Raw genomic sequence first — 13,081 nt, forward strand, 5'->3', positions numbered from 1 at the left:
CGCGAAGGCGGTGTGTCAGTCACATAAATATCGACTGATACAACGCCTTCGCGAGCAAGCCCGCTCCCACATTTTTTACTCGGTGTTTGTCAGACCCCTGCAATCAACTGCCGTGCCGCCTGGCTGTGATCAGCAATCAACCCCTTCAGATCCAGCCCTTCGACCTGTCCGTCGATCACCCGCCACTTGCCACCGACCATCACTCGATCCGCGCGATCAGCACCACACAGCAGCAACGCCGACACCGGATCATGGCTGCCGGAGAAGCGCAGTTCATCGAGCTTGAACATCGCCAGGTCAGCCTGCTTGCCCACCGCCAACTCGCCGATATCGGTACGGCCCAGCAGGCTCGCCGAACCCTTGGTCGCCCAGCCCAACACGCGCTCCGGGGTGATCTTCTCGGCGCCGTAGCGCAGGCGCTGGATGTACAGGGCCTGACGCGCTTCGAGCATCATGTTCGAGGCATCGTTGGATGCCGAACCGTCCACACCCAAACCAAGCAAGGCACCAGCATCGGTCAACTCGATGCTCGGACAGATGCCCGAGGCCAGGCGCATGTTCGAACTCGGGCAATGGCAAATACCGGTGCCGGCGGCGCCGAGGCGGGCGATTTCATCCGGGTTGAAGTGGATGCCATGGGCCAGCCAGGTGCGGGGGCCGAGCCAGCCGACACTGTCCAGATAGTCCACGGTGCGCAGGCCGAAGCGCTGCAGGCAGAAATCTTCTTCATCGAGGGTTTCTGCCAGGTGGGTATGCAGGCGCACGTCGAGTTTGTTCGCCAGTTCGGCGCTGGCCGACATGATTTCCGGCGTCACCGAGAACGGCGAGCACGGTGCCAGGGCGATCTGGATTTGCGCGCCGTCACCGCGTTCATGGTACTCGGCGATCAACCGCTGGCTGTCGGCGAGGATCACTTCGCCTTCCTGCACGGTCTGTTGCGGCGGCAGGCCACCGTCCTTTTCACCGAGGCTCATGGATCCACGGGTGAGCATGGCGCGCATGCCCAGTTCACGAACGCTCTCGACCTGCACGTCGATCGCGTTTTCCAGACCTTCCGGGAACAGGTAGTGATGGTCGGCGGCGGTGGTGCAACCGGACAGCAGCAATTCAGCCAACGCGACTTTGGTGGCGAGGGCGAGTTTTTCCGGGGTCAGTCGTGCCCAGACCGGGTACAGGGTTTTCAGCCACGGGAACAGCGGCTGATTGACCACCGGCGCCCAGGCGCGGGTCAGGGTTTGATAGAAGTGGTGATGGGTGTTGATCAGGCCCGGCAGGATCACATGTTCGCGGGCATCGAACACTTCATTGCACGGTGCGGACGGTTGTTGACCGGCGCCGAGTACTTCGACGATCAAACCGTCTTGCAGCACCAGACCGCCACGGGCATCGAGACCATTGGACGTGAAAATGGCGAGGGGATTCTTTAACCAGGTACGGGTCGCAGGCATGTTGGCCGGCTCCTCTGAAAGTTGGGTTCAGGGTTGCCAGCTCAGTGTTGCCCTGTCTGCTGATCCAGGTTCGCCGGGGAGGCGAGGTGCGAAGTGTCGATCAAAACGGCCCGGCGGGCAAGCCCGACCCGACAGGCAGATGCAACCCGGCGGTATTACCAGGGAATGGTTTCGCCCCGGTAATTGATGAAGTGATGCCCACCCTTGCCGACATACGCATTCACCTGATCGACCAGGCCACGGGTGCTGGTTTCCACGTCGATGTCCGCGCCTTCGCCACCCATGTCGGTTTTCACCCAGCCCGGGTGCAGCGACAGCACGGTGAGCCTGGTTTCGCCCAACTGAGTGACGAAGCTGTTGGTCATGGAGTTCAGCGCCGCCTTGCTGGCCTTGTACAGTGCCAGTTCCGGCGCATCGGGCATGGTCACGCTGCCCAGCACCGAACTCATGAACGCCAGCACGCCGGTGTCCGGTCGCAGTTGCTCGACAAAACTCTGGGCCAGGTTGATCGGCGCCACGGCGTTGGTGAAAAACAGCTGACCGACTTCGGCCATTGTCGCGCCACCGTTCGGCGTCTGGACATCCGGCCCCTTGACCCCGGCATTGACGAACAACAGGTCAAACACGTCGCCCTTGAGTTGTTGGCTCAGGGCGGACACAGCGTATTGATCGTCCATGTCGAGCGTTTCGATCCGCACCTTGCCCAGGGCCTGCAAGGCTTCGGCTTTTTGCGGATCGCGCACGGTGGCGGTGACTTGCCAGCCATCGGCCAACAGGGTTTTCACCAGCCCGAGGCCAAGCCCCCGGGAGGCGCCGATGATGAGCGCGTTTTTTGCCTTGGACATGAGTGGCTTCCTTGAAAATTCAGAGTCGTGGATTCAATGGACACTGTTGCCCGAGCCGTTGTTGCAACTCTTCGCGCAGTGCGCCGAGTTCGGCCATGCGGGCTTCGATCAGTTTGAGTTTGTCTTGCAGCAGTTGCGTGACGGCGCTGTCCGGATCGGGCGATTTCCAGATTGTAGCGACGCTGTTGCCGATCTCGCCGAGGGTAAAGCCCAGCCGTTGCGCGGTCTTGATGTACTGCACCAGTTGCACCATGTCTGGCGGATAGTCGCGATACCCGTTGGCGCTGCGTTGCGCCGCAATCAATCCGCGCTGCTCGTAAAAGCGCAGCGTGTCGCGGCTGACGGCGCTGGCCTGGGCTAATTCACCGATGCGCATCATGACGTCTCGAGGGGGGCTTGACCCTGGAGCATACTCCAGGCTTTAGCCTTGTTGCTCCCTGAATTGATGGAGCAATGTCGATGTGGACTACAACGCAATATCGCCGGTTGGTGCAAGGCAGTGCCTGGTATGACCTGATCGTGACGGTCGCGTTTGTCACGCCGTGGAGTTTTGCGGCGTTGCATGGGATTTTGACGTGGGTGAGTCAGGCGTTGAGTTTGCCCGGTGAGCTGCCACCGTTCGAGCCGGTGCACATGTTGATGGCGAATTTGTTGGGCTCGATTGTGTGCGTATGGGCGGTGTTGCGGATTCGTGATCCGCAGCAGGTTTATGGGCGGTATGACGCCGTGGGCAGATTCCTGTTCTCGGCCTGGCAGGCTTATGCCCTGATCCATGGCGCGAGTTCGCTGTTGGTGGTTTTTCTGGTGTTTGAATTGGCGTGGGGCATTGCTCAAGTGTTGCCTGTTCGGACGCCTTCGCGAGCAAGCCCGCTCCCACATTTGACCGAGTTCACACCCATCCAATGTGGGAGCGGGCTTGCTCGCGAAGAGGCCCGCCCAAACAACCACTAATGCCCAGCCTGCCACGGCTGCCCCAACGACACCGGCGCATACAACCGTGTGCGCACCGCATCCCGGGACAGCAGCACCAGCACCCCAATGGTCGCGACATACGGCAACATCGCCAGCAGACTCGACGGAATCGCCAGCCCCAGTCCCTGCGCCACCAGGTGCAGGATGCTGGCGAGCCCGAACAGGTACGCGCCGAGCAGCAGGCGCCACACCCGCCAACTGGCGAACACCACCAGCGCCAGGGCAATCCAGCCGCGCCCGGCGCTCATGTTCTCCGCCCACATCGGCGTGTAAGCCAGGGACAGGTAAGCCCCGGCCAATCCGGCCATCGCACCGCCGAACAACACCGCCAAGGTCCGCACGGCCAACACCGGCAAGCCCATGGCGCTGGCCGCATCCGGGTTTTCCCCGACCGCCTGAATGATCAGCCCGACGCGGCTTTTCAGAATCACCCAGGCCACTAATGCAAACAACGCGAACGACAGATACACCAGCAGATCCTGGGCAAACAGCATCCGCCCGATCAGTGGGATTTCACTCAGATAGGGAATCGCCACCGGCTCGAATCCCGCCAGCGGCTTGCCGACCCACGCCGCACCGACGAAGGTCGACAGGCCCACGCCGAAAATCGTCAGGGCAAGACCTGTGGCCACCTGATTGGCGTTGAACACCAGCGCCACCAGGGCAAACAGCGACGACAACAGCATCCCGGCGAGCATTGCCAGCAACACGCCGAGCCACAGGTGACCGGTATTGAACGCGACGATGAAACCGATCACCGCACCAAACAGCATCATGCCTTCCTGGCCCAGGTTGAGGACGCCGCTTTTCTCGCAGATCAGTTCCCCCAGCGCCACCAGCAACAACGGCGTACCGCAGCGGAGCATGGCGTAGAAAATATTGCTCAGCAGATCGATATCCATCACATCGCTCCTGTTTGTACGACGGTGGATTGCGCGCGGCGGGCCCAGCGCAGGTTCAAACGCGGTCGGTAGAGAATCAGCACATCACTGGCCAGCAGGAAAAACAGCATCATGCCCTGGAACAATTGGGTGATCGCTTGCGGCAGGTTCAGGCTCATTTGTGCGCTTTCGCCACCGATGTACAGCAGCGCCATCAACAGGCTGGAAAACAGGATGCCGACAGGGTTCAGACGACCGAGAAACGCCACGGTGATCGCCGCATAGCCGTAGCCCGGCGAGACCTGCGGCACCAACTGGCCGATGGGACCGGTGACTTCGCACACACCGGCAAGCCCCGCCAGGCCGCCGCTGATCAACAGCGCGAGCCAGATCAGGCGCTTCTCGCGAAAGCCGACGAAGCCGGCGGCACGCTTGTCCAGCCCGAGCACTTTGATCTGGAAACCGACAAAGCTTTTCTGCAACAGCACCCACACCGCCACCAACGCGAGCAGGGCGAAGTAAACCCCGGTGTGGACCCGACCCTCGTCCATCAGCAGCGGCAGACGGCTGGCGTCACCGAACATCGCTGACTCGGGGAAGTTGAACCCGGCGGGATCTTTCAAAGGGCCGTGAACGCAGAACAGCAGCAGGTTCAGTGCGATGTAGTTGAGCATGATGCTGGTCAGGATCTCATTGGCGTTGAAGCGCGTGCGCAACCAAGCCGTCAGCCCGGCCCACGCAGCGCCCGCCAGGGTGCCGGTAAGCAGGATCAACACCAGCGCCCAGCGGCTTTGCATATCGATGATGTTCACCGCCAACGCACTGCCGGCCAACGCACCGAGCAGCAGTTGACCTTCGGCACCGATGTTCCAGATGCGCGCCTGATAGGCGACGGCCAGGCCCAATGCGCAGAGCAGAATCGGCAGGGCTTTGACCAGCAATTCGGAGACGCCGTACAGGTCGCTGACCGGTGCGATCAGCAAGGTGTGCAAGGTCAGCAACGGGTCATGCCCGAGCGCGATAAACAACAACGATCCACAGCCCAGGGTCAGTGCAGCCGCCAGCAACGGCGAGCACCACAGCATCAGGCGCGATTGCTGGCCGCGAGGTTCAAGAGAAAGCAGCATGTGACACTCCGTTAACGCGTGGCGGATGCGAGTGATTGGGGGGCGCCGAACTGGCCGGCCATCCAGCCGCCGACATCGCTCAGGCGGGTGTCGACGGTGGCGTGAAGCGCCGACAGCCGACCGCCGCACAAGGCGCCGAGCCGGTCGCTGATCTGGAACAGTTCGTCGAGGTCTTCGGAGATCACCAGGATCGCCGCGCCGGCATCGCGCAAGGCAATCAAGGCGCGGTGAATGGTGGCGGCGGCACCGACGTCCACGCCCCAGGTCGGGTGTGCGGCGACCAGCAGTCTGGGTTGCTGAAGGATTTCCCGACCGAGGATGAATTTCTGCAAGTTGCCGCCGGACAGGCTGCAGGCCGGCGCCTGGCTATCGGGTGTCTTGACCCCGAAACGGCGGATGATTTCCTCGGCCAGTGCTTCGACTTTGCCGCGCTGGATCAGGCCGTTACTCACCAAGCCGTGCTGGAAAGCAGTCAGCAGCGCGTTGTCCGCCAGGCTCAGTTCCGGCACCGCACCATGACCCAGGCGTTCGGCGGGGACGAACGCCAGGCCAAGTTGGCGGCGAGCATCGGGACGCAAATGGGCGACTGGCTCCTTGCCAAAACGGATCGTCGCGCTGGCGTTGCGGGGCAGCAGTGCTTCGCCGCTGAGCAAGGCCAGTAACTCATCCTGGCCATTGCCGGCGACACCGGCGATGCCGACAATTTCACCGCGGCGCACTTCAAGGTCGATGTTGGCAAGCGAGCAGCCGAATGGGTCCGGGTTGTGCCAGGACAATCCACGGACATCAAGGCACGCATCACCTCCGGTAACCTTCGGATAGTCAGCGATCAACTCCGCCACTTCACCGACCATCAAGCGCGCCAGTTGCTGGTTCGAACACTCGGCCGGCACGCAATGCCCGGCCACCCGACCGCCTCGTAAAACCGTTGCGCTGTGGCACAACGCACGCACTTCCCCGAGCTTGTGGCTGATGAACAAAATGCTGCAGCCTTCGACGGCGAGTCGGCGCAGGGTAACGAACAAGTCATCGGCCTCTTGCGGCGTCAGCACCGAAGTCGGTTCATCGAGAATCAACAGGCGGATGTCCTGCATCAGGCAGCGAATGATTTCCACCCGCTGGCGTTCACCGATCGACAGGCTGTGGACAAGTCGCTCCGGTTCCAGCGTCATGCCGTAGCGCCGGGACACTTCGCGAATCTTCGGCTCAAGCTGTTTGGGTGTGCCTGCCGCCGCGCCCATGGCCAGGGCGATGTTCTGTGCCACGCTCAGGGTTTCGAACAGCGAAAAATGCTGGAATACCATGCCGATTCCCAAACCCCGGGCCTGGGCCGGGTTGCGCAGGCTCACCCGCTGACCTTGCCAGATCACCTCGCCGGAATCGGCGTGGGTAACGCCGTAGATGATCTTCATCAGCGTGCTTTTGCCCGCACCGTTTTCGCCGAGCAGGGCATGGATCTCGCCAGGGGCAATGGTCAGGTCGATGGCATCGTTGGCCAGGCAGCCGGGGTAGCGTTTTGTGATTCTGCGCAGTTGCAGGCGCGGAACTGGATCAGGGATTGGAGCGTGATTGGGCATGACAGGCTCAGTGCTGTTGGACTTGTGCCTGTGGATAAAGCAATTTTCTGGCCACTAGGTCAGGAAAATCTCGAAGTCCTGCGACCAGAGGCGTTCAGTACGCAGCTTTCAAATGTGTCACGCACAGCCCGGCACCACATGGGGGCAATGGCGCAAATCAAGCCCCGATTTTGCTCGTGCGGTTTTGCTCAAAAAATGAGCAATCGACCACAAGCCATACCGTACAGGGCGCCGAGACGGCCATGAACGGGTTATCCACAGATTGCTCCACAGTATTTGTGCGCAAGCTCACTGCACGGGCATAAGCACTGAGTGGCTACTTCTAAAGGCGATAAACCGTTGTAACTATTTGTTTTTATTTGAATTTGACGTGCTTGATGGCAGATTGGACGAAAATTGAGCAAAGTCCGCAAAGCCGCATGACAAAAGGGTTACAGCGGTATGTGCTCAGGTTATCCACAGGCGGGTGCACAGCAGATGTGGGCAAATATGGAATAAGTGAAAAAGCGGCGCGCCCCAAAAAATTGCAGCCGGTGCTGAAGCCTTTTAGCGCCGTAACAAAATTCGCCCGCGACTCAAATCGGCCAGTTGTGACTGCAAGGTGTCGATTTGCACATCGCCTACGGCCAACTGCAACTCGACACCATTGGCGGTGAAGCTTTCATCCACAACCAGTCCACCTGCCTCCGCCACCCGCAGCTTGACCAGAGCCAACTCGGCAAATCCGCAAGCGCAATGCAGTGGCACCCGGCTGATCAGCTCGAGCTTTGGCGCCGCTTGCAGGCATTTGTTTGCACCTCCGCCATAGGCCCGGGCTAGCCCCCCGGTGCCCAGTTGGATGCCGCCATACCAGCGAATCACCAGCACTGCGACCTGATCGCAATTCTGTGCCTCGATCGCTGCCAGAATCGGCCGGCCGGCCGTACCGCCGGGCTCGCCATCATCGGTGCTGCGGTACTGATCACCGAGCTTCCAGGCCCAGCAGTTGTGCGAGGCATTCAAGTCGCTGTGCTGTTCAATGAACGCTTGGGCTTCGGCCGGGCTGGAGATCGGCGCGGCGAAGGTAATGAAGCGGCTCTTGCGAATCTCTTCGCGGTATTCGCAAAAACCGCTGAGGGTAAATGGCATAAGTGCTTAGATGGCAGGTTTCAGGCCGCAGCCCTTGAGAATGATGCGGATCAGGTTATCCCCGGCGTCTTCCATGTCCTGTTTGGTCAACTTGGTACGCCCGGTGACGCGGCAGATCTGCGTGGCGAAGTCGGCGTAGTGCTGGGTGCTGCCCCACAACAGGAAGATCAGGTGCACCGGATCGACCGGGTCCATTTTACCGGCGTCGATCCAGGCCTGGAACACGCCCGCACGACCCTGGAACCAGGCGCGATAGTCCTGGTTGAAATACTCGGTCAGGCACTCGCCGCCGCTGATGACTTCCATGGCGAAAATCCGCGAGGCTTGCGGCTGGCGCCGGGAGAACTCCATTTTGGCGCGGATGTAGCGGGTCAAGGCTTCGGTCGGATCGTCCTCGGCGGTGAGGGTGTTGAACGTGCTGTCCCACAGCTCGATGATGTTGCTCAGCACCGCCACATACAAACCGAGCTTGTTGGTGAAGTAGTAATGCAGGTTTGCCTTGGGCAACCCGGCATTCTGGGCGATGGTGTTCATGCTCGTGCCTTTGTAACCGTGACGGGCGAACTCGTCTTCGGCGGCCTTGATGATGGTCTCTTCGTTTTTCTGACGAATGCGGCTGACAGATTTTGCGCCGTGGGCTGGGACTTCAAAGGTCATAAGCACTTCCGAACGGGTGGGTGGGGACGGCCAGTGCGTTGATAACGTACCCACCGGCTTCAGACAAGACCTCACACAATAAAACACTGCACCGCAATCTAATGTGGGAGCGGGCTTGCTCGCGAAGGCGTCGTCCCAGTCAATACTCATGTAACTGACACACCGCCTTCGCGAGCAAGCCCGCTCCCACAGTTTTCAACGCGTCGCGGCCAGGCTCTCGAGAAAACTCTCCAGCACCAGATGCGGTCGGCGCCCCTTGCGTGTGACCGACGCCAGGCTGAGGTCATAGAAGCGTGTTTTTGCTTTCAACGCTCGCAACCGGCCTTGCTGTACCCAAAGACTCGCGTAGTGATCCGGCAGGTAACCGATATAGCGTCCGGTCAGGATCAGGAAGGCCATGCCTTCGCGGTCCGAGGCGCTGGCGGTGCAATTGAGCGCCTGATAATGGGCCTGGATTTCCGCCGGCAAACGAAAGGTCGGGGCGATGGCGTCCTGGCTGTTCAGGCGTTCGTCGTCCAGTTGTTTATCGTCGACATAAAACAGCGGGTGACCGACCGCGCAGTACAACAGCGATCGCTCGCTATACAGCGGTTGATACTCCAGCCCCGACAATGCGCTGGCCTGCGGTACCACGCCGACGTGCAGGCGACCGTCGAGCACGCCTTGCTCGACTTCATTGGGCGCGATCATGCGAATCTGGATCTGCACGTCCGGGCCGCGTTCTTTCAATTGCGCGAGGGCATGGGTGATGCGCATGTGGGGCAGGGTGACCAGGTTGTCCGTCAAACCGATGATCAATTCGCCGCGCAAGTGCTGGTGCAGGCCATTGACCTCGGTGCGGAAGCTTTCCAGCGCACTTAACAGCTGCAATGCTGATTGATAGACCTCGCGGCCTTCTTCGGTCAGGGAAAACCCGGCACGTCCCCGTTGGCACAGGCGCAGGCCGAGGCGTTGCTCCAGATCGCTCATCTGCTGGCTGATCGCCGAGCGACCGATGCCCAGCACGGTCTCCGCCGCGGAGAAGCCGCCGCATTCCACCACGCTGCGGAAAATCCTCAGCAGGCGAATATCAAAGTCGCTGACCTGGGCCAGCGGATCGGGACGGCGAGTACTCATGCGGGTTACTCAAAGTTTAGTAGTTGGCTGACTGAACATTAGAAAAGTTGGATTTCACCGACTTTATCCCCGTGGCAATTTAGCTGCAACAACGGTTTTCAATCCTTACGCCGCTTATTGCCTTGCGAGGTTACGCCCATGAACCAGCCTGAAAACGCACCGACTTCCCTGGCCAGCCAGCTCAAGCTCGATGCTCATTGGATGCCTTACACCGCCAACCGCAACTTCCAGCGCGACCCACGGCTGATCGTTGGCGCCGAAGGCAGTTGGCTGATCGACGACAAGGGCCGCAAGGTATATGACTCGCTGTCCGGTCTGTGGACCTGTGGCGCAGGGCACACCCGCAAGGAAATCCAGGAAGCGGTCGCCAAGCAACTGGGCACCCTCGATTACTCGCCAGGCTTCCAGTACGGCCATCCGCTGTCCTTCCAGTTGGCTGAGAAAATCACCGACCTGACCCCGGGCAACCTCAACCACGTGTTCTTCACCGACTCGGGTTCCGAGTGCGCTGACACCGCTGTAAAAATGGTCCGTGCTTACTGGCGCCTGAAGGGCCAGTCGACCAAGACCAAAATGATCGGCCGTGCCCGTGGCTACCACGGTGTGAACATCGCCGGCACCAGCCTCGGTGGCGTGAACGGCAACCGCAAGCTGTTCGGTCAGGCGATGATGGACGTCGATCACCTGCCGCACACTTTGCTGGCAAGCAACGCTTACTCCCGTGGCATGCCGGAGCAGGGCGGTATCGCCCTGGCTGACGAACTGTTGAAGCTGATCGAACTGCACGATGCGTCGAACATCGCGGCGGTATTCGTCGAGCCATTGGCCGGTTCCGCTGGCGTGCTGGTGCCGCCACAGGGTTACCTCAAGCGTCTGCGTGAAATCTGCGACCAGCACAACATCCTGCTGGTGTTTGATGAGGTAATCACCGGTTTCGGCCGTACCGGCACCATGTTCGGTGCTACCACCTTCGGTGTGACACCGGACCTGATGTGCATCGCCAAGCAAGTCACCAACGGTGCGATCCCGATGGGCGCGGTGATTGCCAGCTCCGAGATCTACCAGACTTTCATGAATCAGCCGACACCTGAATACGCGGTTGAATTCCCCCATGGCTACACCTATTCCGCGCACCCGGTGGCTTGCGCCGCTGGCCTGGCAGCACTCGACCTGCTGCAAAAGGAAAACCTGGTACAGAGCGTGGCCGAAGTCGCACCGCATTTCGAAAATGCGCTGCACGGCCTCAAGGGCACCAAGAACATCATCGACATCCGCAACTACGGCCTGGCCGGCGCGATCCAGATCGCTCCACGTGACGGCGACGCGATCGTGCGTCCGTTCGAAGCCGGCATGGCGCTGTGGAAAGCCGGGTTCTACGTACGCTTCGGCGGCGACACCCTGCAGTTCGGCCCAACCTTCAACAGCAAGCCGCAGGACCTGGATCGTCTGTTCGACGCGGTCGGCGAAGTGCTGAGCAAGATCGACTGATTTGACAACACACCTGTAGGAGCGAGCTTGCTCGCGATGGACGTAAACGATAGTGGGGGCCGCCTGGATGAACGCGGCGCCCTCACCATCTTCGCGAGCAAGCTCGCTCCTACAAAAAGCATCTATATAGCAGGCGCTCTTTAACGGACGCCTGTGGACAACTTTTCAGGAGCTTCCATGAGCGTTATTCCGCATTTGATCAATGGCGAACTGGTGACCGAGAACGGTCGCGCGGTTGATGTGTTCAACCCGTCTACCGGTCAGGCAATTCACAAGTTGCCGCTGGCGACCCGCGAAACCATCCAGAGCGCCATCGACGCGGCCAAGGCTGCATTCCCGGCCTGGCGCAACACGCCGCCGGCCAAGCGTGCCCAAGTGATGTTCCGCTTCAAGCAACTGCTGGAGCAGAACGAAGCGCGTATCGCCCAACTGATCAGCGAAGAGCACGGCAAGACCCTGGAAGATGCTGCCGGTGAATTGAAGCGCGGCATCGAGAACGTCGAGTTCGCTTGCGCGGCTCCGGAAATCCTCAAGGGCGAGTACAGCCGTAACGTCGGACCGAACATCGACGCCTGGTCTGACTTCCAGCCGCTGGGCGTGGTGGCCGGTATCACTCCGTTCAACTTCCCGGCCATGGTGCCGTTGTGGATGTACCCGCTGGCGATCGTCTGCGGTAACTGCTTCATCCTCAAGCCTTCCGAGCGTGACCCGAGCTCGACGCTGCTGATTGCACAGCTTCTGCTGGAGGCTGGCTTGCCCAAAGGCGTGCTGAGCGTGGTACACGGTGACAAGACTGCGGTGGACGCGTTGATCGAAGCGCCGGAAGTCAAAGCGCTGAGCTTCGTGGGTTCGACGCCGATTGCCGAATACATCTATTCCGAAGGCACCAAGCGTGGCAAGCGCGTCCAGGCCCTGGGCGGTGCGAAGAACCACGCGGTGCTGATGCCGGATGCAGACCTCGACAACGCCGTCAGCGCACTGATGGGCGCGGCTTACGGTTCTTGCGGCGAGCGTTGCATGGCAATCTCGGTAGCGGTGTGCGTGGGTGACCAGGTGGCCGATGCACTGGTGGCCAAACTGGTTCCGCAAATCAAGGCGCTGAAAATCGGTGCCGGTACCAACTGCGGCCTGGACATGGGCCCACTGGTGACTGGCCAGGCGCGCGACAAGGTCAGCGGATATGTAGAAGACGGCGTAGCTGCCGGCGCGACACTGGTGGTGGACGGCCGAGGCCTGACCGTCGCTGGTCACGAGGAAGGCTTCTTCCTGGGTGGTTGCCTGTTCGACAACGTCACGCCAGAAATGCGCATCTATAAAGAAGAGATCTTCGGGCCGGTGCTGTGCGTTGTTCGGGTCAACAGCCTGGAAGAAGCCATGCAACTGATCAACGATCACGAATATGGCAACGGCACCTGCATCTTCACCCGTGACGGCGAAGCCGCGCGGTTGTTCTGCGACGAAATCGAAGTCGGCATGGTCGGTGTCAACGTACCGCTGCCGGTGCCGGTGGCTTATCACAGCTTTGGCGGCTGGAAGCGTTCGCTGTTCGGCGACCTGCATGCCTACGGCCCGGATGGCGTGCGCTTCTACACCCGTCGCAAGGCCATCACCCAGCGCTGGCCACAGCGTGCGAGCCACGAGGCTTCGCAATTCGCGTTCCCTAGCTTGTAAGTAGAAGGGCGCAGAAGGCCGACCCATTGGGTCGGCCTTTTTGTTTGTGCGCCAGGCATGGCGCGTTGCGCGTAAGCGCAACCAGCTTGGCTGTGGTGGCCTCGCTGGTGACTTGGAGGTGAAAGTCCTCTACACACCCGGCAAGGGGAAGTGTTAGCCAGAGGCAAGGGT

General features: G+C 60.7%; 12 protein-coding genes. 3 read left to right on the forward strand and 9 right to left on the reverse strand.

Annotated elements, in window-relative coordinates; all coding sequences use genetic code 11:
• Positions 1–89: 89 nt before the first annotated feature.
• From KGA98_RS27710 to KGA98_RS27720, 3 genes are all read right to left on the reverse strand, one after another.
• On the reverse strand, positions 90–1,448 hold the full coding sequence (locus KGA98_RS27710; protein ID WP_218495129.1) for an 8-oxoguanine deaminase: 1,359 nt from the start codon (positions 1,446–1,448) through the stop codon (positions 90–92).
• A 155-nt stretch (positions 1,449–1,603) separates the two neighbouring features.
• On the reverse strand, positions 1,604–2,293 hold the full coding sequence (locus KGA98_RS27715) for an SDR family oxidoreductase (protein WP_223504838.1): 690 nt from the start codon (positions 2,291–2,293) through the stop codon (positions 1,604–1,606).
• A 19-nt stretch (positions 2,294–2,312) separates the two neighbouring features.
• Positions 2,313–2,669, reverse strand: coding sequence for a MerR family transcriptional regulator (locus KGA98_RS27720; protein WP_154861310.1), 357 nt, complete (start codon positions 2,667–2,669; stop codon positions 2,313–2,315).
• 83 nt (positions 2,670–2,752) lie between these two features.
• Between KGA98_RS27720 and KGA98_RS27725 the strand changes: the two genes are divergently transcribed.
• The gene (locus KGA98_RS27725) at positions 2,753–3,244 is read left to right on the forward strand and encodes a hypothetical protein (RefSeq protein ID WP_223504848.1); all 492 of its coding nucleotides are present in this window, start codon (positions 2,753–2,755) and stop codon (positions 3,242–3,244) included.
• Here KGA98_RS27725 and KGA98_RS27730 read toward each other — a convergent pair.
• From KGA98_RS27730 to KGA98_RS27755, 6 genes are all read right to left on the reverse strand, one after another.
• On the reverse strand, positions 3,241–4,167 hold the full coding sequence (locus KGA98_RS27730; protein WP_223504840.1) for an ABC transporter permease: 927 nt from the start codon (positions 4,165–4,167) through the stop codon (positions 3,241–3,243). The two genes, KGA98_RS27725 and KGA98_RS27730, sit on opposite strands and share 4 nt — an antisense overlap.
• On the reverse strand, positions 4,167–5,273 hold the full coding sequence (locus tag KGA98_RS27735; protein ID WP_223504842.1) for an ABC transporter permease: 1,107 nt from the start codon (positions 5,271–5,273) through the stop codon (positions 4,167–4,169). Before KGA98_RS27735 ends, KGA98_RS27730 begins: the two co-directional genes overlap by 1 nt.
• Before the next feature lie 11 nt (positions 5,274–5,284).
• A complete protein-coding gene (locus KGA98_RS27740) occupies positions 5,285–6,850 on the reverse strand; it encodes an ABC transporter ATP-binding protein (RefSeq protein WP_223504844.1) in 1,566 nt (521 codons plus the stop codon).
• Between the two features lie 546 nt (positions 6,851–7,396).
• The gene (locus KGA98_RS27745) at positions 7,397–7,978 is read right to left on the reverse strand and encodes an IMPACT family protein (RefSeq protein ID WP_223504846.1); all 582 of its coding nucleotides are present in this window, start codon (positions 7,976–7,978) and stop codon (positions 7,397–7,399) included.
• Between the two features lie 6 nt (positions 7,979–7,984).
• Positions 7,985–8,635, reverse strand: coding sequence for a TetR/AcrR family transcriptional regulator (locus KGA98_RS27750; RefSeq protein WP_150815109.1), 651 nt, complete (start codon positions 8,633–8,635; stop codon positions 7,985–7,987).
• 195 nt (positions 8,636–8,830) lie between these two features.
• Positions 8,831–9,751 carry a LysR family transcriptional regulator gene (locus KGA98_RS27755; protein ID WP_007971880.1) on the reverse strand — a complete coding sequence of 307 codons (921 nt, stop codon included), beginning with the start codon at positions 9,749–9,751 and terminating at the stop codon, positions 8,831–8,833.
• 138 nt (positions 9,752–9,889) lie between these two features.
• Here KGA98_RS27755 and KGA98_RS27760 point away from each other — a divergent pair, with 138 nt between their 5' ends.
• Complete coding sequence (locus KGA98_RS27760) at positions 9,890–11,239, forward strand: aspartate aminotransferase family protein (protein ID WP_057712120.1); 1,350 nt, start codon at positions 9,890–9,892, stop codon at positions 11,237–11,239.
• Positions 11,240–11,416: 177 nt separating this feature from the next.
• Positions 11,417–12,910: a CoA-acylating methylmalonate-semialdehyde dehydrogenase gene (locus KGA98_RS27765; protein WP_090452969.1), complete on the forward strand. Its 1,494-nt coding sequence runs from the start codon at positions 11,417–11,419 to the stop codon at positions 12,908–12,910.
• Positions 12,911–13,081: the final 171 nt, after the last annotated feature.

The organism is Pseudomonas sp. BF-R-24 (assembly GCF_019947335.1).
Lineage (GTDB): Bacteria > Pseudomonadota > Gammaproteobacteria > Pseudomonadales > Pseudomonadaceae > Aquipseudomonas > Aquipseudomonas jessenii.